Annotated in this window: 21 protein-coding genes; 13 read left to right on the top strand and 8 right to left on the bottom strand. The window is 68.6% G+C overall.

Annotated features, from left to right (window positions below):
* Nucleotides 1-7: 7 nt before the first annotated feature.
* The 11 genes from QTI68_RS07805 (at nucleotide 8) to QTI68_RS07755 (ending at nucleotide 11,038) form a co-directional block, all read left to right on the top strand.
* Entirely contained in the window at nucleotides 8-1,291 is a 1,284-nt protein-coding gene (locus QTI68_RS07805; RefSeq protein WP_286520761.1) for an O-acetylhomoserine aminocarboxypropyltransferase/cysteine synthase family protein, read from the top strand.
* 44 nt (nucleotides 1,292-1,335) lie between these two features.
* Complete coding sequence (locus QTI68_RS07800) at nucleotides 1,336-2,175, top strand: ABC transporter permease (protein ID WP_286520759.1); 840 nt, start codon at nucleotides 1,336-1,338, stop codon at nucleotides 2,173-2,175.
* 25 nt (nucleotides 2,176-2,200) lie between these two features.
* Nucleotides 2,201-3,025, top strand: a complete 825-nt coding sequence (locus tag QTI68_RS07795) for an ABC transporter permease (protein ID WP_286520758.1) — start codon at nucleotides 2,201-2,203, stop codon at nucleotides 3,023-3,025.
* A 28-nt stretch (nucleotides 3,026-3,053) separates the two neighbouring features.
* Nucleotides 3,054-3,824 (top strand): ABC transporter ATP-binding protein, encoded by a 771-nt coding sequence (locus QTI68_RS07790; RefSeq protein WP_286520756.1) that lies wholly within the window; start codon nucleotides 3,054-3,056, stop codon nucleotides 3,822-3,824.
* Between the two features lie 35 nt (nucleotides 3,825-3,859).
* Nucleotides 3,860-4,957: an ABC transporter substrate-binding protein gene (locus QTI68_RS07785; protein WP_286520755.1), complete on the top strand. Its 1,098-nt coding sequence runs from the start codon at nucleotides 3,860-3,862 to the stop codon at nucleotides 4,955-4,957.
* Nucleotides 4,954-6,309: an LLM class flavin-dependent oxidoreductase gene (locus QTI68_RS07780; protein ID WP_286520754.1), complete on the top strand. Its 1,356-nt coding sequence runs from the start codon at nucleotides 4,954-4,956 to the stop codon at nucleotides 6,307-6,309. Before QTI68_RS07785 ends, QTI68_RS07780 begins: the two co-directional genes overlap by 4 nt.
* 118 nt (nucleotides 6,310-6,427) lie before the next feature.
* Nucleotides 6,428-6,907, top strand: a complete 480-nt coding sequence (locus QTI68_RS07775; protein WP_286369717.1) for a rhodanese-like domain-containing protein — start codon at nucleotides 6,428-6,430, stop codon at nucleotides 6,905-6,907.
* 37 nt (nucleotides 6,908-6,944) lie between these two features.
* The gene (gene epsC / locus QTI68_RS07770) at nucleotides 6,945-7,877 is read left to right on the top strand and encodes a serine O-acetyltransferase EpsC (protein WP_286520752.1); all 933 of its coding nucleotides are present in this window, start codon (nucleotides 6,945-6,947) and stop codon (nucleotides 7,875-7,877) included.
* Entirely contained in the window at nucleotides 7,874-8,143 is a 270-nt protein-coding gene (locus QTI68_RS07765) for a helix-turn-helix domain-containing protein (RefSeq protein WP_286520751.1), read from the top strand. Before epsC ends, QTI68_RS07765 begins: the two co-directional genes overlap by 4 nt.
* A 67-nt stretch (nucleotides 8,144-8,210) precedes the next feature.
* A complete protein-coding gene (locus tag QTI68_RS07760; RefSeq protein WP_286520750.1) occupies nucleotides 8,211-9,149 on the top strand; it encodes a family 2A encapsulin nanocompartment shell protein in 939 nt (312 codons plus the stop codon).
* A gap of 8 nt (nucleotides 9,150-9,157) precedes the next feature.
* The gene (locus QTI68_RS07755) at nucleotides 9,158-11,038 is read left to right on the top strand and encodes a family 2A encapsulin nanocompartment cargo protein cysteine desulfurase (RefSeq protein ID WP_503011633.1); all 1,881 of its coding nucleotides are present in this window, start codon (nucleotides 9,158-9,160) and stop codon (nucleotides 11,036-11,038) included.
* A 42-nt stretch (nucleotides 11,039-11,080) separates the two neighbouring features.
* On the opposite strand, the gene QTI68_RS07750 is transcribed toward QTI68_RS07755, so the two are convergent.
* The 8 genes from QTI68_RS07750 to QTI68_RS07715 form a co-directional block, all read right to left on the bottom strand.
* Nucleotides 11,081-12,040 carry a ketopantoate reductase family protein gene (locus tag QTI68_RS07750; RefSeq protein WP_286520749.1) on the bottom strand — a complete coding sequence of 320 codons (960 nt, stop codon included), beginning with the start codon at nucleotides 12,038-12,040 and terminating at the stop codon, nucleotides 11,081-11,083.
* Between the two features lie 56 nt (nucleotides 12,041-12,096).
* Nucleotides 12,097-12,918, bottom strand: coding sequence for a MetQ/NlpA family ABC transporter substrate-binding protein (locus QTI68_RS07745; protein WP_286520748.1), 822 nt, complete (start codon nucleotides 12,916-12,918; stop codon nucleotides 12,097-12,099).
* Nucleotides 12,919-13,060: 142 nt separating this feature from the next.
* Nucleotides 13,061-14,128, bottom strand: coding sequence for an ABC transporter ATP-binding protein (locus QTI68_RS07740; RefSeq protein WP_286520746.1), 1,068 nt, complete (start codon nucleotides 14,126-14,128; stop codon nucleotides 13,061-13,063).
* Between the two features lie 24 nt (nucleotides 14,129-14,152).
* A complete protein-coding gene (locus QTI68_RS07735; protein WP_286520743.1) occupies nucleotides 14,153-15,076 on the bottom strand; it encodes a carbohydrate ABC transporter permease in 924 nt (307 codons plus the stop codon).
* A complete protein-coding gene (locus QTI68_RS07730) occupies nucleotides 15,063-15,971 on the bottom strand; it encodes a carbohydrate ABC transporter permease (RefSeq protein WP_286520741.1) in 909 nt (302 codons plus the stop codon). Before QTI68_RS07730 ends, QTI68_RS07735 begins: the two co-directional genes overlap by 14 nt.
* 11 nt (nucleotides 15,972-15,982) lie before the next feature.
* Nucleotides 15,983-17,338, bottom strand: a complete 1,356-nt coding sequence (locus tag QTI68_RS07725; RefSeq protein WP_286520740.1) for an ABC transporter substrate-binding protein — start codon at nucleotides 17,336-17,338, stop codon at nucleotides 15,983-15,985.
* A gap of 14 nt (nucleotides 17,339-17,352) precedes the next feature.
* The gene (locus QTI68_RS07720) at nucleotides 17,353-18,309 is read right to left on the bottom strand and encodes a TauD/TfdA dioxygenase family protein (protein ID WP_286520739.1); all 957 of its coding nucleotides are present in this window, start codon (nucleotides 18,307-18,309) and stop codon (nucleotides 17,353-17,355) included.
* Between the two features lie 131 nt (nucleotides 18,310-18,440).
* Complete coding sequence (locus QTI68_RS07715; protein ID WP_286520738.1) at nucleotides 18,441-20,057, bottom strand: rhodanese-like domain-containing protein; 1,617 nt, start codon at nucleotides 20,055-20,057, stop codon at nucleotides 18,441-18,443.
* A 132-nt stretch (nucleotides 20,058-20,189) separates the two neighbouring features.
* On the opposite strand from QTI68_RS07715, the gene QTI68_RS07710 reads away from it, so the two are divergent.
* Both QTI68_RS07710 and mgrA read left to right on the top strand, forming a co-directional pair.
* A complete protein-coding gene (locus QTI68_RS07710; RefSeq protein ID WP_286520737.1) occupies nucleotides 20,190-21,125 on the top strand; it encodes a fatty acid desaturase in 936 nt (311 codons plus the stop codon).
* A 53-nt stretch (nucleotides 21,126-21,178) separates the two neighbouring features.
* Complete coding sequence (gene mgrA, locus QTI68_RS07705; protein WP_286520735.1) at nucleotides 21,179-22,219, top strand: L-glyceraldehyde 3-phosphate reductase; 1,041 nt, start codon at nucleotides 21,179-21,181, stop codon at nucleotides 22,217-22,219.
* The last annotated feature ends 11 nt before the right edge of the window (nucleotides 22,220-22,230 follow it).

Here is a 22,230-nt window from a genome sequence, read left to right as displayed (position 1 = left end):
AGGCCCGATGTCGAGCAACTGGAAATTCGAAACCCTCTCGGTGCATGCCGGCTATTCGCCGGAGCCGACCACGCGCGCCGTTCCGCCGCCGATCTATCAGACCGTGGCCTATGCGTTCGACAGCGCGCAGCATGGCGCCGACCTGTTCGACCTCAAGGTGCCGGGCAACATCTACTCGCGCATCAACAACCCGACCCAGGACGTGCTGGAGCAGCGCGTCGCGGCACTCGAGGGTGGCATCGCGGCGCTCGCGCTGGCCTCGGGCCAGGCGGCCGTGACCTACGCGATCCAGACCATCGCCGAGGCGGGCGACAACATCGTCTCCAGCACCGCGCTCTACGGCGGCACCTACAACCTGTTCGCCCACACGCTGCCGCAGTACGGGATCACGACGCGCTTTGCCGACCACCGCGACCCGAAGAGCTTCGAGCCGTTGATCGACGGCAGGACCAAGGCCATCTTCGTCGAGTCGCTCGGCAACCCGGCCGGCAACATCACCGACATCGCGGCCATCGCCGAGATCGCGCACCGGAACGGCGTGCCGCTGATCGTCGACAACACGGTGCCCTCGCCCTACCTGAGTCGGCCGATCGAGCACGGGGCCGACATCGTGGTGCATTCGCTCACCAAGTACCTGGGCGGCCACGGCACCAGCATCGGCGGTGCCATCGTCGACTCGGGCAAGTTCCCGTGGGCCGAGCACAAGGAGCGCTTCAAGCGGCTCAACGAGCCCGACGTGAGCTACCACGGCGTGGTCTACACCGAGGCGCTCGGTGCCGCGGCCTACATCGGCCGCGCGCGCGTCGTGCCGCTGCGCAACACCGGCGCGGCGATCTCGCCCTTCAATGCCTTCCTGATCCTGCAGGGGATCGAGACGCTGGCGCTGCGCATGGACCGCATCAGCAGCAACGCACTGGCGGTGGCGCAGCACCTGAAGCGGAGCAAGGCCGTGAAGTGGGTCAACTACGCGGCGCTCGAGGATCACCCCGACCACGCGCTGGCGCGCAAGTACCTCGGCGGCAAGGCCAGCGGCGTGCTGACCTTCGGCATCGGCGCCGGCCGCGAAGGCGGCGCGAGGTTCCTCGATGCGCTGCAGCTCTTCACGCGCCTGGTCAACATCGGCGACGTGCGCTCGCTGGCGACGCATCCGGCGTCGACCACGCACCGCCAGCTCTCGCCCGAGGAACTGGCCCGCGCCGGCGTGACCGAGGACACGGTTCGCCTGTCGGTCGGCATCGAGCACATCGACGACCTGCTGGCCGATCTCGACCAGGCCCTGGCGGCCGCTTGATCGCACCGGCCGCCTGACTCCCCGCAGCCCAACCCCGATCTCCCGTGTCGACTCCGTCCGCCCGTCTCCCCGTCGTCCTGGCCCGCGCGGCCGCATCGGGACAACCCGCCTGGCGCCGCTGGAGCCGGCAGCTGCTGCCACGCCTGGCCGGCTGGCCCTTTCCGCTGGCCGTCCTGCTGCTGTGGTATCTGGGCGCACGGTTCGAGTGGATCGCACCGCAGGTGCTGCCGTCGCCGGCAGCCGTCTGGGGCACGCTGCTCGACCTGTTCGACAGCGGAGAGATCTGGGGTCATCTGCGGGTCAGCCTCCTGCGCGTCTTCGCCGGGTTTGCGGTCGGCCTGGTCGCCGGCGGCGCGCTCGGTGTCGCGATGGGCCTGTGGCCGACCTTCAAGGACTACGTCTATCCGCTCTTCAAGGCCTTCAGCCAGATCCCGGTGCTGGGCTGGCTGCCGCTCTTGATGCTGCTGGTCGGCATCGACGAGGCGCTCAAGGTGATCCTGATCGCGAAGGCGGCGCTGGTGCCGGTGGCGCTCAACACCCTGAAGGGCATCGAGGGCGTGCCGACCCGCTACATCGAGGTCGCCCGGGTGCTGCGCTTCACGCGCTGGCAGCTCTTGACCCAGGTGGTCTTCCCGTCTGCCTTTGCGCCGATCTGGAACGGGGTTCGCTACGGCTTCACCCATGCCTGGCTGGCCCTGGTGGTGGTCGAGCTGCTGGCCTCCAGCGAGGGCATCGGCTTCCTGATCGTCTATGGCCGGCAGCTGTTCCAGCTCGACGTCGTGCTGGCCGCGGTGGTGGTGGTCGGTGCCGTGGGCTTCGCGCTCGACCGGGCGCTGGCGCTGATCGAGACCCGGCTCATGCGCTGGCGTCGGGCCGGATTCTGAGCCGCGCCGCCCCACGACTTTCCTCATGAGCGACGCCGAGACATTGCTTCGGACACCGGCCGTGCAGCGGCCGGCCCGCCATTCGGTGCCGAAGGCGCTGCGCGGCTGGGTCATCCCGGTCGGCCTGCTCGTCCTTTGGTGGACGGCCTTCCATTTCGGCTGGAGCAGCTCGGCGCTGCTGGTTTCGCCCGCTGCAGTGTGGCAGCGTGCGCTGCGCTACACCGCCAGCGGCGAGCTGAAGGTGGCATTGGGCGCCAGCCTGTGGCGCAACCTGGCGGGCTTCGCGATCGGCGCGACCGGCGGGCTGGTGTTCGGCGCCGCGCTCGGTTTCTCGCGGCTGTTCGAACGCGCGGTGGGGCCGAGCTTTCACACGCTCAAGCAGATCTCGCTGTTCGCCTGGATCCCGCTGATCTCCGTCTGGTTCGGCCTGGGCGATGCGGCCAAGGTGGCTTTCCTGTCGCTCGCGGCCTTCTTTCCGGTGGTGCTGAACACCTTCGAAGGCATCCGCAGCGTGCCGCGCGAGTTCATCGAGGTGGCGCGCGTGCTGCGCTTCGATCGCCGCCAGATGCTGACGCGGGTGGTGCTGCCGAGCGCCTCGCCGTCGATCTTCGCGGGCATCCACCTGGCGCTCATCTACGCCTGGCTGGCGACGCTCGGAGCGGAGTACCTGCTGGTGGCCGGCGTCGGCATCGGCAACACCATGATCGACGGCCGCGAGCATTTCGAGATGGACCTGGTGATCTTCGGCGTGATCGTGGTCGGCCTGGTCGGCTTCACGCTCAACTGGATCGCGACGCGGGTGGAACACCGCCTGCTGGCATGGCGTGGCCGTTCGGTGGCGCAGTTCTGAACGGCAACGAGGGAGCGACTTCATCACCATGGCGAACAACGCAGGCACGCTCGACATCCGGCACCTGAGCAAGCAATACGACGTCGACGGCGCGCCGCTCCAGGTGCTCGACGACATCTCCCTGCGGATCGAGCCGGGCGAGTTCGTCAGCATCGTGGGCACCAGCGGCTGCGGCAAGTCGACCTTGCTGCGGCTGCTGGTGGGCCTCGAACAGGACTACCAGGGCGAGCTGCTGCTCGACGGCCGGCGCATCGTCGGCACCAGCCTCGACCGGGGCATCGTGTTCCAGGAGCACCGGCTGTTTCCATGGCTCACGGTCGAGGACAACATCGCGCTCGGGCTCCTGAACGCGCCGATGACCGAAGGGCAGAAGCGCTTCGCCGTACGCGACCACATCGCGCTGGTCGGCCTGAAGGGCTTCGAGAACGCATGGCCGCACCAGCTGTCGGGCGGCATGGCACAGCGCGTGGCGATCGCCCGTGCACTCGTGAACCGGCCGGAGATCCTGCTGCTCGACGAACCCTTCGGCGCGCTCGACGCGATCACGCGCTCGCAGCTGCAGCAGGAGCTGCAGCGCATCTGGCAGGCCGAGGGCATCACGACGGTGCTGGTCACGCACGACGTCGAGGAGGCGGTGTTCCTCGGCGACAAGGTGGTGGTCATGGCGCCGCGGCCGGGCCGGGTCCGCCGCGTGGTGCCCGTGCCGCTGCCGCATCCGCGCAACCGCACTTCGCCGGACTTCGCCGAGATCAAGGAAGTCGTGCTGGCGGAGTTCGGTGCCTCGGCTGTCGCGCTCTGACCCGTTCCCCGCTTGTTCGTACCCAGGACCCTCCCATGAGCTTCTCTCTCGATTCAGTCGGCCGCCGGCCGTTCGTGGCCTTCGCCGTCGCCCTCGCCACCCTGGGAGGAGCGGCCGCCGCGCATGCCGCCGACCTGCCGCGGGTGATTCGCCTGGCGGCGCCCGAACAGGGCAGTGCCGGCAAGTCGTTTGCCGGTGCCGGGCCGGTGTCGCTGGCCTACGCGAGCAAGGCGATCGAGGCCGAGTTCGAGAAGGACGGCGTCAAGGTCGAATGGAAGTTCTTCAAGGGCGCCGGCCCGGCCATCAACGAGGCGCTCGCCACCGGCCAGCTCGACGTCGTCTTCCTCGGCGACCTGGCGGGCGTCATCGGCCGCGCCAGCGGCCTCAAGACCCGGGTGGTGCATGCCGGCGGTCGCGGCAGCAACAGCTATCTCGCGACCGCGCTGGGCTCGAACATCCAGAGCTTCAAGGACTTGAAGGGCAAGCGCGTCGCGGTGCTGCGCGGGACGGCCTACCAGCTGTCGTTCAACCGGCTGCTCGAAGACCAGGGCCTGACCGAGAAGGACGTGCGCTTCACCAATCTCGACTGGCCGACCTCCAAGGCGGCGCTCGTGAGCAAGGACATCGATGCCACCTTCGGCGGCTCCGACCTGCAGCTGCTGAAGCTCGCGGGGACGGCCGACATCCCGGTCAGCACCCGCGGCAAGGGCCCGATCTACGGCATCAACTCGGGCACGATCGCGACCGACGAATTCGCGACCAGGTACCCGGAAGCGTTGACGCGGCTGGTCAAGGTGCTGGTGCGGCAGGCGCATGCCGCCTCGCTCGACGAGGGCAAGCGCAATGAACTGTTCGCCCGCTTCCATGACATCAGCGGCCTGCCCGTGGCGCTGTTCGCCAGCGATTTCGAAGGGACGATCCTCAAGGACCGCTACTCGCCGCTGCTGGACAACGGCTTCGTGTCGCACTACGCCGACGTGATCGACGGCGCGAAGAAGGTCGGCATCATCCGCCAGACCTTCGATGCGCAGGCCTGGGTCGATCCCACCTTCCTGAACCGCGCGCTGAAGGAACTCAGGCTCGAGGGCTACTGGGCACCCACCAATGCCGCCGGACTGGTGGCGGCGCGATGAGCCATCCCCGCAGGCAGATGCACCTCGGTGCCTTCTTCTTCGGCGTCGGCCATCACCTGGCGGCCTGGCGCCACCCCGACGTCGATCCCGGCGCGGCCAGCAGCATCGATTCGCTGAAGGCCTGGACGCGCATCGCGGAGGACGCGAAGTTCGACGCCATCTTCTTTGCCGACAACGTGGGCATGCCAGGCCCGCCCGACGAGGTGGTGGCGAAGAACGCGCTGTGGTATCCGCTCGACCCGCTCATCACGCTGGCGGCGCTGTCGCAGTCGACCACGCACATCGGGCTGGTGGCCACGGTCTCGTCGACCTACCTGCCGCCCTATCACCTGGCGCGCAAGTACGCGGCGCTCGACCAGGTCAGCCAGGGCCGCAGCGGCTGGAACCTCGTCACATCGGGCAGCGACTTCGAGGCCCGCAGCTTCGGCCTCGACCAGCAGCTCGCGCATGCGCACCGCTATGCCCGCGCCCACGAGTACGTGAAGGTCGTCAAGGGGCTGTGGGACACATGGGAGGACGATGCCTTCATCCACGACAAGGAGGCCAACCGCTTCTTCGACCCGGCCAGGCTGCACCGCGTGGCACACCAGGGTGAGCACTACAAGGTGCACGGCGCGCTGCAGACGCCGCGATCGCCGCAGGGCTATCCGGTGCTGGTGCAGGCGGGTTCCTCGGGCGATGGCCAGGACCTGGCCGCTGCAACGGCCGAGGTGGTGTTCACGGCGCAGCAGAGCGTCGAGGCGGCGAGGGCGTTCTACGGCGGCCTCAAGGGCCGGCTCCCCGCGCATGGCCGCAGCGCCGACCAGCTCAAGATCCTGCCCGGCATCTCGCCCTTCGTCGGCCGCAGTCAGCAGGAGGCCCAGGAGAAGTTCGAGCAGCTGCAGGGCCTGATCGATCCGGTGCTGGGCATCGGCCTGCTGTCGACCTTCCTGGGCAATGTCGACCTGAGGGGCTACGACATCGACGGGCCGTTTCCGCGGGACCTTCCGGTCACGGAAGGCTGGAAGAGCCGGCAGGAACTGTTCGAGGGAATGGCCCGGCGCGAGAACCTGTCGATCCGCCAGCTCTACGAGAAGGTGGCCGGTGCGCGGGGTCACTGGACACTGGTCGGCACTGCTGAGTCGATTGCCGACCAGCTCGAGCACTGGTTCAGCACCGGCGCGGCCGACGGCTTCAACGTGCTGGCGCCGACGCTGCCGCATGACCTCAAGGACTTTGCCGAGCTGGTGATTCCCGAGCTGCAGCGGCGCGGTCTGTTCCGCACGGCTTACGAGGGCCGCACGCTTCGCGAGCACCTGGGGCTGGCGCGGCCTGTCCATCCCGGTGCACGGCAACGGGCCGCGGGCCCATAGATGAGATGGTTGTTAGGAATTGACTTTTCGGTAGTTCGTTCTGGCTCCGGCCGCGCCTAAAGTGGGCTATCGCCATCACGGCGAGCCAAGCAACCACCCTGCAACGGAGCATCCTTTCATGTCATCGGACGTCGAGACCCTCGCACTTCCGGCCGCGCTGGAGCAAGCCCAGGCCGCAGCCGAGCAACACAACCTGGCCTATGCCGGCGGCGTCGCGCCGCCAGTCGCATGGCAGTTGGTCCAGCGGCGCGAAGCGGTGCTGGTCGACGTGCGTTCGGGCGAGGAGCGCAAGTTCGTCGGCCACGTGCCCGAGAGCCTGCATGTGCCGTGGGCCACCGGCACCGCCCTCACGCGCAACCCGCGTTTCGTGCGCGAACTCGAGGCCAAGCTGGCCAAGGACGGCGGCAAGGACGCCGTGGTGCTCCTGCTGTGCCGCAGCGGCAAGCGCTCGGCGCTGGCGGCCGAGGCGGCGGCCAAGGCGGGCTTCACACATGTCTTCAACGTGCTGGAGGGATTCGAGGGCGAGATCGATGCCGACCAGCACCGCGGCTCGGCCGACGGCTGGCGCTTTCACAAGCTGCCCTGGGTCCAGGACTGAGCACCCGCGGCGCGCGACCGAATCGAGGAGGAAAACAATGACGGGATTCGATGTCGACCAGGTGGTCGGGGCGCTGCGCAGCGTGCGCGGCGAATGGCGCGATGCGCAGAAGCGATCGCGCGAGCCCGCCGGTCGGGAGTTCCCGTCGCGCGACGCGCTCTCGGTCGTGATCGAGCAGCTCAAGGGCGCGCTCTTTCCGATGCGGCTCGGCCCCTCGGACCTGCGCCACGACGGCGAGGACTTCTACGTTGCCCACACGCTCGATGCCGCCTTGCATGCCTTGCTGGAGCAGGCGCGGCTCGAGCTCCAGTATGTGGGGCGCCATGCGCCGCGTGCGGCGACCGAGATCGATGCCCAGGCGCGCGAAGCCGTGCGCGCATTCGGCGCCGCCCTGCCGGGCATTCGCCGGCTGCTCGACAGCGACGTGACCGCCGCCTTCCAGGGCGACCCGGCGGCGCACAGCGTCGACGAGGTGCTGCTGTGCTATCCGGGCGTGCTGGCGATGATCTACCACCGGCTGGCGCACCAGCTCTATCGGCTGGAGTTGCCGCTGCTGGCGCGCATCGTCGCCGAGCTGGCCCACGGACAGACCGGCATCGACATCCATCCGGGCGCGCAGATCGGCAGCGGCTTCTTCATCGACCACGGCACCGGTGTCGTGGTCGGCGAGACCGCGGTGATCGGCCAGCGCGTGCGCATCTACCAGGCGGTGACGCTCGGCGCAAAGCGCTTTCCCGTCGATGCCCACGGCCTGCTCCAGAAGGGCCTGCCGCGGCATCCGGTGGTCGAGGACGAGGTCGTGATCTATGCGGGCGCGACGATCCTCGGGCGCGTCACGATCGGCCGCGGCGCGGTCATCGGCGGCAACGTCTGGCTGACCGCCGACGTGCCGGCCGGCGCCAGCGTGACCCAGGCCGGCGTGCAGAACGCCGCGCCGGTCGGCGAAGCCCTCGCGGTGGCCGCGCGGTGAGCGCGCTGGTCGAGCGCTTCGGCGTGACCGTGCGGCAGCTGCGGGTGCAGAACGGCTGGTCGCAGGTGCAGCTGGCCGAACGCTCCGAACTCGATCGTTCCTATGTCGGCGAGATCGAGCGCGGCCGCGTGATCGCCTCGATCGTCACAGCCGAGAAGCTGGCCTTCGCGCTGCAGATCGACGTCGCGGCCTTGCTCTCGCACTGCCAGTTGCTCGACCAGCAGCGCGCCGGCCAGCTCATCAGTTTGGCGGCTATAGCCCGTTGAGGGAAAACCCGGATCCCGGGACACTTTCCTGCAATCGTCCTTTCTTGAAACCACGGAGTCCCTCCCCATGACCGCAACCGTCGGTGGTACCACCGCCCTTGGCGACAACGCCGCCCGCCAGCTAGCCAATGCCACCAAGAGCGTTCCCCAGCTCGAAACGATCAGCCCGCGCTGGCTCACGCACCTGCTGCAATGGGTTCCGGTCGAGGCCGGCATCTACCGCCTCAACAAGGTCAAGAATCCCGAGTCGATCCAGGTCGTCTGCACGGCCAAGGAAAGCGAGAACCAGCTGCCGCGCACCTTCGTCGACTACGAGGAGAAGCCGCGCGAGTACTACCTCAATGCGGTCAGCACGGTGCTCGATGTCCACACCCGCATCTCCGACCTCTACAGCAGCCCGCACGACCAGATCAAGGAGCAGCTGCGCCTGACGATCGAGACGATCAAGGAAAACCAGGAGAGCGAGCTCATCAACAACCCGGACTACGGCCTGTTGTCGCAGGTGACCGACGAGCAGCGGATCTTCCCGCTGACCGGCGCGCCGACGCCCGATGACCTCGACGAGCTGCTGACCAAGGTCTGGAAGGAGCCGGCCTTCTTCCTGGCCCATCCGCTGGCGATCGCCGCCTTCGGCCGCGAGGCCACGCGCCGCGGAACGCCGCCGCCGACCGTGAGCCTGTTCGGCTCGCAGTTCATCACCTGGCGCGGCATTCCGCTGATCCCGTCGAACAAGGTGCCGGTGGCCGACGGCAAGAGCAAGATCCTGCTGCTGCGCGTGGGCGACAAGCGCCAGGGCGTGGTCGGGCTGTTCCAGCCGGGGCTCACCGGCGAGCAGAGCCCGGGCCTGTCGGTGCGTTTCATGGGCATCAACAACCATGCGATCGCGTCCTACCTGATCTCGCTGTACTGCTCGGTCGCGGTGCTGACCAGCGACGCGCTGGCCGTGCTCGACGACGTCGAGATCGGCAAGTACCACGACTACACCGTCCTCGACACCTACAAGTAAGCCGCGCAGTGAGCACCTCACTTTCTCTACCGGGGCTGCCCCAAGTGCCACGGCAGCCCGAGGCGCCCTTCGACCCGGCCGTGCTGGCGCGGATGGCGAGCCAGCTGTTCGCGGCACTGCCGGGCCAGGCCGAGCCGCCCGGCGTGCAGGCGCCGTCGCAACTCGCTCCGCCCGGCTCGCCGCTCGCGAGCCCGGCCGGGTTCGGGCCCAGCGTGCCGGGCACGCCGATCCCGCAAGGCCAGCTGCCGGGCAGCAACCTGATCCCGGCTTCGCCGACGCAGGTGCTGTCGCTGGGCAACCGCGCACCGGCGCTGCAGCCGCACGCGCAGGCCGGCAACGGCGTGCCGGAGAACCTGCTGGGCGCCTTGCCGGCCTACGAGCCGCGGCTGGGCGGCGCGGTTCTCGGCGTGCCCGAAGCGCTGGCGGCAACGCCTGCGCAGTCATCGCCGTTCTACTTCCTGGGCGACAGCTACGGCCAGCCCTCGGAGGGTGTCCAGGGCCTGCCGGGGGCGAAGCCGCCAGGGCCACCCGTGCCGGCGGCCGAGGCCTCGGCGCAGCCGCAGTACTACTTCGTCGACTCGGTGCGCCTGACCAGCGGCTACGTGACGCCGGCCAAGCCGTCGCCGCACGGCGACGTGCCGGCGGTGGCGGCCGGCCAGCGCCAGCCCTTCGACGTGCATGCGGTGCGGCGCGACTTCCCGATCCTGCAGGAGCGCGTCAATGGCCGGCAGCTGGTCTGGTTCGACAACGCGGCCACCACGCACAAGCCGCAGTCGGTGATCGACCGCATCTCGTACTTCTACGAACACGAGAACTCGAACATCCACCGCGCGGCGCACGAACTCGCGGCCCGCGCGACCGATGCCTACGAAGGCGCGCGCGAGCGCGTGCGGAAGTTCATCAATGCGCCGGAGGTCGACGAAGTGATCTTCGTGCGCGGCACCACCGAGGCCATCAACCTGGTGGCCAAGAGCTGGGGCGGCCAGCACGTGGGCGAGGGCGACGAGATCATCGTCAGCAACCTCGAGCACCACGCCAACATCGTGCCGTGGCAGCAGCTCGCATCGGCCAAGGGCGCGAAGCTGCGCGTGATCCCGGTCGACGACTCGGGCCAGGTGCTGCTCGACGAGTACCGCAAGCTGCTCAACGACCGCACGAAGATCGTCGCCGTCACGCAGGTCTCGAACGCGCTCGGCACGGTCGTGCCGGTGAAGCAGATCGTCGAGCTGGCGCACCGCGCCGGCGCGGTGGCGCTGGTCGACGGCGCGCAGTCGGTCTCGCACATGCGGGTCGACGTGCAGGACATCGGGGCCGACTTCTTCGTGTTCTCGGGCCACAAGGTGTTCGGACCGACCGGCATCGGCGTGGTCTGGGGCAAGCGCGAGCTGCTCGAGGACATGCCGCCCTGGCAGGGCGGCGGCAACATGATCGCCGACGTGACTTTCGAGAAGACGGTGTTCCAGCCGATCCCGAACAAGTTCGAGGCCGGCACCGGCAACATCGCGGACGCGGTGGGTCTGGGCGCCGCGATCGACTACGTGAACCGGGTCGGCATCGAGAACATCGCGCGCTACGAGCACGAGCTGCTGGTGTATGGCATGCAGCAGCTGGGCGCGATCCCGGGCGTGCGGCTGATCGGCACCGCGGACGACAAGGCCAGCGTGATGTCCTTCGTGCTGGCCGGCTACAGCACCGAGGAGGTGGGCCAGGCGCTCAACGACGAGGGCATCGCGGTGCGCACCGGGCACCACTGCGCCCAGCCGATCCTGCGGCGCTTCGGGGTCGAGACCACGGTGCGGCCTTCGCTCGCGTTCTACAACACCTTCGACGAGATCGACCGGCTGGTGGCGGTGGTGCGCAAGCTGGCGGCCCAGCGCAGGGCCGGCTGACCCGATGCGGGGACGGGCGCGGCGGGCGCCTGCAGCGCCAGTTCAGGCGACGAGGCGTTGCGCAGGGGCCGCTTCGGCGGCCTCTCGCGAACGGCGGGCCTCGTAGCTGCGCAGTTGCGCATAGGCCAGCGGCAGCAGCACGGTGTCGGCAGTCGACCAGCGGCCACGACGCAGCAGATCGCCGAGGATGTGATCGCCCTCGGTCGGGGCGCCACGCTCGATGTCCTTCAGCAGCGAGGCGGTCAGTGCCGAGCCCGGCGCGGTGACCGTGGCGCGGGTCCTGCCCAGGGCCTCGGGACTGGGCGGGAAGCCGTTGTGCGCGGCGATGCGGCTGCATTCGTTCAGCAGTTCGAGGGCGACGTCCTGCGCCCCCGCCTGCGCGATGTCGCCCACGCTCGCACGCATCAGGCTGGTGGCGCCGGCGAGCGTGGCGATGTGCACCCATTTCTCCCACATCGATTGCAGGATCCTGTCGGTCGGCCGACTCTCGAAGTTGGCCGTGGCGAAGGCGGCTGCGATCGCTTCGCTGCGCGCGCTGCGTTCGCCGTCGAGTTCGCCGAAGGCGAGGGTGTGGTCTCGGCTCAGTTGCACGACATCTCCGCTGTCGTCGAGCGCAGCGGAGATCACGCCGAGGCCGCCCAGCACATGGCGGTAGCCGAAGCGCTCGGTCAGCCGGTCCAGGTGGCGCAGGCCATTGAGCAGTGGCAGGATCGCGGTCCCGGGCCCGACCGCGGGCGCGAACGCGGCGATCGTGCCCTCGAGGTCGTAGGCCTTGCAGCCCACGATGACGAGGTCGTAGGTCGACCGGATCTGATGCGCGAGCAGCACCGGCGGCGACGGCAGGTGCGCGTTGCCCGCGGGGCTGTGGATGCGCAGCCCGCCCGCGGCGAGCTGGGCCGCGCGTCGCGGGCGCAGCAGGAAGGTCAGGTCCTGCCCGGCTTGCAGCAGCCGGCCGCCGAAGTAGCCGCCCAGGGCGCCAGCACCCACCACGAGGATTCTCATGGGTCTTCCTTTCAAGTCCGTCGGTGTGCTTGAAGCCGTGGCCCGAGCAGGCCGATTCAGAATGCCGGCACCAGCGCGCCGCTGAACTTGGTCTCGATGAAGCTCTTCACCTCGGGCGAGTGGTAGGCCTTCACGAGCTGCTGCGCCCAGGGCTTGTCCTTGTCGGCGCGGCGCACCGCGATGATGTTGGCGTACGGGCCCTTCGGCGACTCCTTGATCACCGCATCCTTGGCCAGCGTCAGCCCGGCCTTCTCGGCGTAGTCGTTGTTGATCGAGGCGATCGTCAGGTCGTCCAGCGAGCGCGGCAGCTGCGCGGCATCGAGCGGCACCAGCTTGAGCTTCCTGGGGTTGGACACCACGTCGAGCGGCGTGGCGTTGTTGTTCTTCACGGCCTCGGGCTTGAGCGTGATGAGCTTGGCCTCCTGCAGCAGCAGCAGCGCGCGGTTGCCGTTGGACGGGTCGTTCTGGATGCCGACCGACGCGCCGTCGGGCAGCGCATCGATCGACTTGATCTTGCGCGAGTAGAAGCCCAGCGGCGCCGTGATCGTCAGGCCCACGGGCACGATGTCGAAGCCGCGCGACTTGTTCTGGTTGTCGAGGAAGGGCTGGTGCTGGAAGGCGTTGGCGTCGAGATCGCCGGCCGCCAGCGCGGCGTTGGGCAGCTGGTAGTCGTTGAACACGACGACCTCGACGGCCAGGCCGTCGCGTGCCGCCGCCTTCTTGACGACTTCCCAGATCTGCTCGCCGCTGCCGACGGAGACGCCGATCTTGAGGGCTTTCCTGTCTTGCGCGTGCAGTGCACCGCTGGTGGTGAAAAGGGCCGTGGAGGCAAGGGAAAGCGCGGCGATCAGCGCGGCGCGGCGGCGGACAGGGAGCATGGGGCGGGCATGTCGAGTGGAAGAGTCATCACTGTGACGTCCCTCGGCCCGGCGGGGAACGAAGGAAAACGCGCAAACTTATGCGCCGGGCGTCGAGCGGTGGCGCGCCGGCGGCAGCATGCAGTCGGCAAACGTGGCGCGGTCAGTTGAGGCGCTGGCCGCCGGCCGCGTCGAAGAGGTGCGCCTCGCCGGCCACCGGCCAAAGCGCCAGACGGTCGCCCGGCCGGGCGCCGATCCGGTCGCGGAACGCCGCCATGACGGTCTGGCCGGCCAGGCGAAGCGCCACCTGGGTCTCGGCGCCGGTGGGCTCGACCACGATCACATCGGCGGAGAGTCCGCGGGTCGGGTCGATCGTGAAATGTTCGGGGCGCGTGCCGTAGAGCACGCGATCGCCGTGAGCGCCGCGGGATGCCGACGTCAACGGCAGCCGCAAGCCGTCGTCCGTCAGGACGGAGGGGGCACCGTCGAGCTGCAGGCGCCCCGGGATGAAGTTCATCGCCGGCGAACCGATGAAGCCCGCCACGAAGGCATTCCGGGGCCGGTCGTAGAGTTCGAGTGGCGCCCCGACCTGCTCGATCAGGCCGTCCTTCAGCACCACGATCCGGTCGGCCATCGTCATCGCCTCGACCTGGTCGTGGGTCACGTAGACCGTGGTCGTTCCCAGGCGCTGGTGCAGGGCCTTGATCTCGGTGCGCATCTGCACCCGCAGCTTGGCGTCGAGATTCGACAGCGGCTCGTCGAACAGGAAGGCCTGGGGCTGCCGCACGATGGCGCGACCCATGGCGACGCGCTGGCGCTGGCCGCCCGAGAGCTGGCGCGGCCGGCGATCGAGCAGGTCGCCGAGGCCCAGCGTTTCAGCCGCCTGCCGCACGCGGCGGGCGATGTCGGCGGGCTTCAAGCCCTGGATCGTCAGGCCGAAACCGAGGTTCTGGCCGACCGTCATGTGCGGATACAGCGCGTAGTTCTGGAACACCATCGCGACATCGCGATCGCGCGGCGCCACGTCGTTGATGCGCCGCTCGCCCAGCAGGATCTCGCCCGCGTCGATGCTCTCGAGGCCGGCGATCATGCGCAGCAGCGTGGACTTGCCGCAGCCGGACGGGCCGACCAGTGCGACGAATTCGCCGTCGCGGATGTCGATGTCGATGCCGCGGATGACGGGCGCAGGACCGAAGTTCTTGGCGAGTTGGCGGATGGTGATGGAGGCCATGAGGAGGTCGGAAAGGGGGGAGGGTCAATCCTTGACGCCGCCGGCCGTGAGGCCGCGCACCAGGTACTTTCGAACCAGCACGGTGAACACCACGACGGGAAACATCACGAGCGTGCCGCTGGCGGCGATCTTGGTCCACTCCCAGCCCTCGTATTGCAGGAAGTTGACGATCGCCACCGGCGCCGTGATCGCGTTGGTGCGGGTCAGGATCAGCGCGTAGAAGAAGTCGTTCCACGAGAAGATGAAGCACAGCACCGCGGTGGCCGCGAGTCCGGGGGCGGTCAGCGGCAGCGACACGCGCCAGAAGGCCTGCCAGATGCCGCAGCCGTCGATCCAGGCGGCTTCCTCCAGGGTCGCTGGCACCGCCTCGAAGAAGGTCTGCATGAGCCAGATCACGATCGCGAGGTTGAAGGTCAGGTAGACGATCGCGAGGCCGATCACGGTGTCCTGCAGGCCGAGGTACTGGTAGGCCAGGAAGAAGGGAATCGTGAAGGCGATCGGCGGCGCCATGCGGGTCACCAGGATCCACAGCGCGATGCGGTCGCGGCCCTTGAAGTTCCAGCGCGTCAGCGCGTAGGCGGCCGGCACGCCGATCAGGAGCGAGAAGCCGGTCGACAGCGTGCTGACCAGCAGGCTGTTGCCGAAGGACTTCGGGAAGTTGCCCTGCAGCAGGCTGATGAAGCCGTCCAGTGTCGGCATGAACAGCAGGCTGTCTTCGAAGATGTCGGCCGCAGGCCGGAAGGCGAGCTGCACCAGCCACAGGAAGGGCGACAGAACGATGACCAGCAGCAGCACCACCGCGAGTGCGCGCGCATGCCGCGAGAGCCAGGATCGACGCCGCGTCGCGCCTGCTAGGCGCCTCGCCGCGCGCGCAGGGCTTGCGGCGATGCCTTCGTCGTGGCCGAGTTCGATCTCGTCGGCACTCCAGGTTCCGCTAGCGCTTGTCATGGTCGCTCCAGCCCAGTCTGCCGACCAGCCAGCTCAGCAGGAAGACGCCCACCAGCATCACGGTCGCGATGGCGCTCGCATAGCCCCAGTAGGAAAAGTTGAAGGCCTGGATGAAGCCGTAGAAGTTCGTGACCTCGGTGACGCTGCCCGGGCCGCCGTTGGTCAGCACGTAGATCAGCGGGAAGGCCTTGAAGCTGTCGATCAGGCGAAACAGCGCGCACACGACCAGCACCGGGCGGATGTACGGCAGCACGATATGACGGAACAGCTGCCAGCGGCTGGCGCCCTCGAGCGTGGCGGCCTCGATGGGGTCGTCCGGGATCATCTGCAGAGAGGCCAGCACCATCAGCATCGTGAACGGAAACCACTGCCAGGTGTCCGCGAGCGAGATGGCCCACAACGCGGTGTCCGGGTTGGCGATCAGCGAGCGGACCGGCCAGCCCAGCGCTTCGAGGCCGCGGTGGAGCGGGCTGATGTCGGGCGTGTACATGATCTTCCAGATCAGCGCGACCACGATCGGCGGCAGCACCATCGGGATCAGGAACACCGTCCGGGCGCCTTCGAGCACGCGCGACTTGCCGTTCAGCAGCAGCGCCAGGCCCAGGCCCGCGGCCAGCTGCAGCAGCACGCTCGACACCGACAGCTTCAGCTGCACGGCGATCGATGCGAGGAAGCGGCCGTCGTGCAGCAGCTGCCGGTAGTTGACCAGCGGGTCGTCGAAGCGGAAGGTGCCCGAAGGATCGGTGAGCTGCAGCGGCGTGAAGCTCGCCACCAGCAGGGCGGCCGCCGGCACCAGGGTGATCAGCAGCAGCACCGCCAGCGCGGGCGAGAGCCCGGCGAGGAAGGCCCGCCGCCGCTCGCCCTGCCAGCCATCCGCGGAGAGTGCGTGCGCCATGGCTCAGGCCTTCACAACTTGGCGCCCGAACGCTTGAGCTCCGCGATCGTGTTGGCCTGCGCCTGCTGGAAGGCCTGCTTGGCCGACAGCTGCCCGCTCGCGATCAGCTCGATGGCCTTGTTGAGCTGCTGGTCGACCTGCGGATAGACCGACACCGTGCGGTACTTCATGTGGCCGGTCTTGGCGGCGAGCTCGATCGAGTCGAGCGACAGCTTCGCGAGGTCGCTGCCGTTGATGACCTGCTTCTCGCGGAACGCCGTCGAGTCGATGTCGGAGCGCCGCGCCGGCGATCCGTAGCCCGCGGCCACGGCGCGGCCCGTGGTCTGCTTGCTCAGCGCCCACTGGATGAAGGCCCAGGCGGCCTCCTTGTTCTTCGAGCCGGCCGGAATGCCGAGGCCGTGCACGGCAGTGCCGGGGAACCGGCCCGCCGGGCCCTTGGGCACCAGGCCGAACTTCACGGTCTTGATCGTCTTGCTGGTGGCGGGGTCGCCCAGTTGCGCGAGGTGCAGCTGGCCGGCGTCGGTGAAGTTGACCCTGCCGAGCTTGAGCGCCTGCGTGACCTGGTCGGGCTGGTAGGTGATAGCGCCGTCCGGGCCGAATTCCTTGAGCAGGTTGGCGTAGTACTCGCCGGCGGCGATCGCCTCGGGCGTGTCCAGCGTCGGGAACAGGTCGTCGGGCGCCTTGCGAAAGACGTCGCCGCCGAAGGCATGCAGGTAGGGCACGAAGGTCCAGCCGTAGTGGTTGTCGGCGACGAAGCCGGCCACGCGCTCCTTCTTGTTGACCGCGCGCAGCACCTTGACGAGGTCGTCGGTGGTGTCGGGAAAGCCCAGGCCGGCTTTCTCGACCAGGTCGAAGCGCGACGATGCGGTGAGCAGGGCCTCGGCGGTCCAGGGAATGCCGTAGAGCTTGCCATCGCGCCCGGTCTCGGGCGCGCGGGCGCCTGCCAGGAAGTCGTTGACGTCCCAGTCGGCCGCGGTCAGGTTGGGGTTGCGGATGAAGTCGTCGAGCGGCGTCAGCCAGCCCGAGTTGATCCAGCGGCTCGAATAGATGAAGGTGACGTTGACGACGTCGTAGGCCGATCCCTTGGTCGACAGTTCGAGGTCGGCACGCTGGTTGTAGACCGGGAACGAGGGCGCATCGAAGTTCACCTTCGCACCCGTGGCTGCCTCGAATTCGGGCAGCCAGCGCTGCAGCAGCGTCGGATAGGCGGCGCTGAAGGTCGAGACGTTGAGCGTCACGCCGGCGAATTTCTTCGCGCCACCCTGGGCGGAAGCCAGGCGCGGCAGCAGCGCGCCGGCACCCAGTGCGGCGCCGGCCTGCAGCAAGCCTCGGCGGCGGCGATCGAAAGTCGGGAGTTCGTGTGTCATGAGAGGTTGCAGGCTCAGGCGGTGGCGGAAATGACTTCGTCGATGCGGGCGTCGTTGGTGGCTTCGGGCCGGCTACGGGTGCGGCTGCGCTGGCCGTCGATCGAGACCGCGGTCTCGCCGTGCACCGTGACCCGGCGCACCAGGCGCGGCTGGTTGCCGTAGTCGTTGATCGCGAAATGCTGCGTCGCGCGGTTGTCCCAGATCGCGACGTCGTCCTGCTGCCAGCTCCAGCGCACGGTGTTCTCGAGCCGCGTCACGCGGTTCTGGAGGATCTCGAAGATGCGAGCCGATTCCGCGGTCGACAGGCCGACCAGCTTCTTGACGAAGTGGCCGAGCAGCAGCGATCGCTCGCCCGACACCGGGTGCACGTGCACCACCGGATGCTCGGCCTCGTAGACCGCCGAGACGAACACCTTGCGGTGGTGGGTCAGGCGTTCGGCCTCGACCACCACGCGATCGGCGCCGTAGTCGTAGTCGTTGCTGTGCACGGCCCAGAGCTGGTCGGCGAGTTGCTTGAGCTGGGCGGGCAGCCGTTCGTAGGCCAGGGCCGTGTTGGCCCAGACGGTGTCGCCGCCATAGGCCGGGATCTTGACGGCGCGAAGGATCGATATCTTCGGAAAGGCATCCACGAAGGTCACGTCGGTGTGCCAGGAGTCGGCCCGGCCGCCGCCCTTGGAGGCATCGAGTTCGAACAGCTTCGTGCCTTGGGGGGACGGCACCGTGGGATGCGCGACGGTGCGCCCGAAGCGGGCCCCGAACGCCTGGTGCTCCTGGTCGTCCAGGTGTTTCTGGCCCCGAAAGAACAGCACCTTGTGCTTCACCAGCGCGGCGTTCAGCTGCTCGACGATGTCGGCGTGCAGATCGGCACGCAGCACGAGGTTCTGCACCTCGCCGCCGATGTTGCCGGCCACGCGCCGGATGCGCAGGTCGCCGATGCTGGTGTCGAGGGATGAAGGGGTGTCGTGGCTCATCGAGGGATCTCCTGGAAGCATGGAAGTCGTCGGTCGGGTTTCGGCGGCCGATTCTGCGGGCCCTTCATCGGATCTCGAACGACCGAATCGTTGAATTCAAATAAGCGAATGATCTGAGCCGTCGAGCGCATTCAGAACAGCCGGAACCGGACCGTGGGGTCTTGCGCGACCCTCTCACTGAGGCCACATTCCCACGCCAGGTAGTCGGCCCATGCACGGTCTCGATGCAAGGCCGACACCCGCATCACCGAGCCCCAGTCGTCCTCGAACGACGTCAGCAGTTGGGCGGATTCCCAGCTCTGCGCGATCGGCCATCCGGCTGCCTGCCATGCCGCGGTGCCGCCGCGCAGCCAGTCGAATCGGCGCTCGGGCCAGCGCTCGCGCGCCTGGGCTGCGACCCATCGGGCCGCATGACCATCCGGTGACGCGAAGACGATGCGGAGCCCGGCTTGCAGCAAGGGCGCCAGGGGTGTCAGCGTGCTGGGCAGCAGGAAGTGCGCGGCTGGCAGATGCCGACCTTCGAAATCGGCACTGGGACCCACGTCGACCACCCGCACGCGCGTCGGCTCGGAGGCCAGCAGCGCGGCCACTTCGTCGGCCGCAAGACCTGCGCCCGCGGCCGCCACGATGGCGTCGAACGCAGCGGCGGTGGCGGTCGATGCGGCGCTCGCGGCTCCGGCGGCAGGTGGTTCGCCATCGAGGATCCACACCTCGGACTGGTTGAGCTGGCGCAGCCAGAAGGCGGTGATGGCCGCGCGCAGGTGGTGCGGATCGTCCAGCAGCACGATGCGGGCGCCGCGGGTGCCGACCAGGTTCTCGAAATGCATCAGCAGTTGACCGCCGGCGACGCTGCGAATGTCTGGTGCGGCTTCGGCGCCCGGCCGCAGGTCGAACAGGTAGAGCGTACGGTCGCTCTCCGCCCGCCACCGCGACAGTGCGTCCGGCCGCAGCAACGGCAGTCGATGGCGCCCGATCAGCGCATCGGCGCGACGGCGCAGTTCATCGTCGGGCGCGACGGGCAGATCGGCGGCGGGCCGCGCGTCGCTCCGCACCGGCGCGCCGTCCAGTGCCCACTGCATCACGCCGTCTTCCAGGAAGTGCGCATCGGAGTGGCCGAGCAGCCGCAAGGTGGTGCTGCCGATGATGCCGCGGGTGCGGCTGAAGCAGTGGACCAGCCAGGGTCCGGGCTGCCCGTCGGAGGGCCACTGGCGCAGTGCGAGTTCGGTGCCGGCGTGGTTGTGGGACCCGGGCAGCGACAGGAAGGCATATTCGTCGGCTGGCCGCGCATCGATCAGGGTCGCCGACCGGCCCGCTTCGCGCAGGGCCCGCAAGGCTGCACCGGGAAGGGTCGGCGTCGCGTGGCGCGCCAGCACCTGGCCGCCGAAGGCCTTGACCAGCGTCGCATAGCCGTCGATCAGGGGCAAGCCTGCCGCCTGCCAGCCAACCGTTCCGCCGGCCAGCACCCGCACATCGGTGTAGCCGAGGCGGGCCAGCAACTTCGCGGCACGCGGCGCCGGACCCTGCGGATCACCCGTGTCGACCAGCACCACCTGTGTGCCCAGGCGCGGAACCAGCGCCTGCACCTCGAGCCCCAGGGAGGAAAGCGGCGCGAGCCGCGCGAGGTTCAGGTGGCCACTGACGAAGGCACGCGCCTCCCGCACGTCGAGCAGCGCCAGTTCGTGGTCGCCGAGCAGCAGCGCATGAAGCGCCTGGACCGCGATCGACGAGGAAGAGGAGGAGGCGGGCATGGACGAGCGAAGCTACTCCACATGGCGGCCGCGGCCAAGCAGGCTCGGCGAATTTGCTCATGCGCAATGGGAGCAAGCGAATGCATCGAACGGGCCCAAGATCGACCGCCGATCGCCGCCCAACCCGCCCGCATGACAACGCTCGCCCGCACCCTCCCATCGGACGTCAAGGGTGCCGCGCGCTGGTGGCAGCGCTGCGAAGCGCCGACCCTGGTGCTTGCCGTGGGGGTCTATGCGGCCTGGGCGGCGCTGGTCTACTGGCATGCCGCGATGGGTACCGCCGTGCTGTTCGTGCTGGGTGGCTGCATCGCTCAGCTGCACTCCTCGCTGCAGCACGAGGCCATCCACGCGATGCGCCGAATTCCGAGACTCCTTCGATGGGCCCTGGTCTGGCCACCGCTCAACCTGTGGCTTCCGTACCCGCTCTATCACCGGAGCCACAGCGTCCATCACGTCAACTTCCATCTCACCCATCCGCAGAAGGATTCGGAAAGCGTCTACCACTCGGCCGCGGCGTGGGCCGACTACGGACCGGTGCGCCGCGCGGTCATCGCCGCCAACCAGACCCTGGTGTTCCGGCTGATCGCGGGGCCCTGGCTCTGCCTGGGCAACATGGCGCGCTCGGAACTGCGGCGATGCCAGTCCGGCGACTTCTCGCACCTCGGCATCTGGTTGATGCACGCGGTGAGCGTGGCGCCGATCCTCTGGTTCGTGGTGTCGGTATCGGACATGAGCCTGGGCCTCTACGTCCTGTGCTTCGTCTACCCGGGCATGATGCTGGGCGCCCTGCGCTCCTTCACCGAACACCGCTGGGACGATTCGCCGCACGAGCGGGTGGCGATCGTCGAGTCGAACCCTGTCTTCGGACTGCTGTTTCTCAACAACAACCTGCACCATGTGCATCACCGTTGCCCGACGATGCCCTGGTACGAGATACCCGGCCACTTCCGCCGCAACAGGGCCGCGATGCTGGACGCCAATGGCCACTTCTACTACCGCGGCTACTGGCAGATCGTCAGGCGCTATCTGTGGAGGCCGATCTTCGAGCCGGTTCATCCGCAGTGGTGAGGTCGCCAGCCACACTGGACAATCGAGTCCTTCCTTTCCTTGATGTCCTCCACATGACCTACCTTGCCTCCCCCACGCGCTACGACGAAATGCCATACCGCCGGGTCGGCCGCAGCGGCCTCGTGCTGCCGGCGATCTCGCTCGGCCTGTGGCACAACTTCGGGGACAGCACGCCCCTGGAACTCCAGCGCCGTCTGTTGCGCACGGCCTTCGACCACGGCATCAACCACTTCGACCTCGCAAACAACTACGGCCCGCCCTACGGCAGCGCCGAGCTCAATTTCGGGCGTCTGCTGCGCGAGGACTTCAAGGCGCATCGCGACGAACTGGTCATCTCGACCAAGGCGGGGTGGGACATGTGGCCCGGGCCGTACGGCAAGGGCGGCGGCTCCCGCAAGCATGTGCTGAACAGCCTCGACCAGAGCCTGCAGCGACTGGGCATCGACCATGTCGACATCTTCTACTCGCACCGTTTCGATCCCGAGACGCCGCTGGAGGAGACGGCCGGCGCGCTGGCGCAGGCGGTGCGCCAGGGCAAGGCCCTCTACATCGGCATCTCCTCGTACTCCGCAGGCAAGACGCGGGAGATCGCCGCGTTGTTGCGCGAATGGAAGGTGCCGCTCCTGATCCATCAGCCGGCCTACAACCTGCTGAACCGCTGGGCCGAGAAGGATCTGCTGGCAGCGACCGAAGAACTGGGTGCGGGCGTGATCGCCTTCACGCCGCTGGCGCAAGGCTTGCTGACCGACAAATACCTCAACGGCGTGCCCGCCGACGCGCGCGTCCATCGCCCCGGCGGCGGCTCGCTCAAGCCGGAGCATCTTTCCGAAGCCAACGTGGCGCGTGCGCGCGCGTTGAACGTCATCGCCCAGCGGCGCGGGCAGACGCTGGCGCAGCTCGCTCTGGCCTGGACCTTGAGGGACCCGCGCGTGAGCTCGGCGCTGATCGGCGCCAGCCGGCCCGAGCAGATCGTGGTCAACGTCGCGGCGCTGCGGGGCCCGGCGTTCACCGCGCAAGAGCTGGCCGAGATCGATCGCCATGCGGTCGAAGGCGGCGTCAACCTGTGGGAGAAACCGTCGACCGACTACGCCTGACGAAGCGTTCT

The organism is Variovorax sp. J31P207 (assembly GCF_030316965.1).
GTDB classification, from domain to species: Bacteria; Pseudomonadota; Gammaproteobacteria; order Burkholderiales; family Burkholderiaceae_C; genus Variovorax; species Variovorax ginsengisoli_B.
The sequence above is the reverse complement of the archived record's forward strand: the minus strand, read 5'-3'. Positions and strand labels throughout refer to the sequence as shown.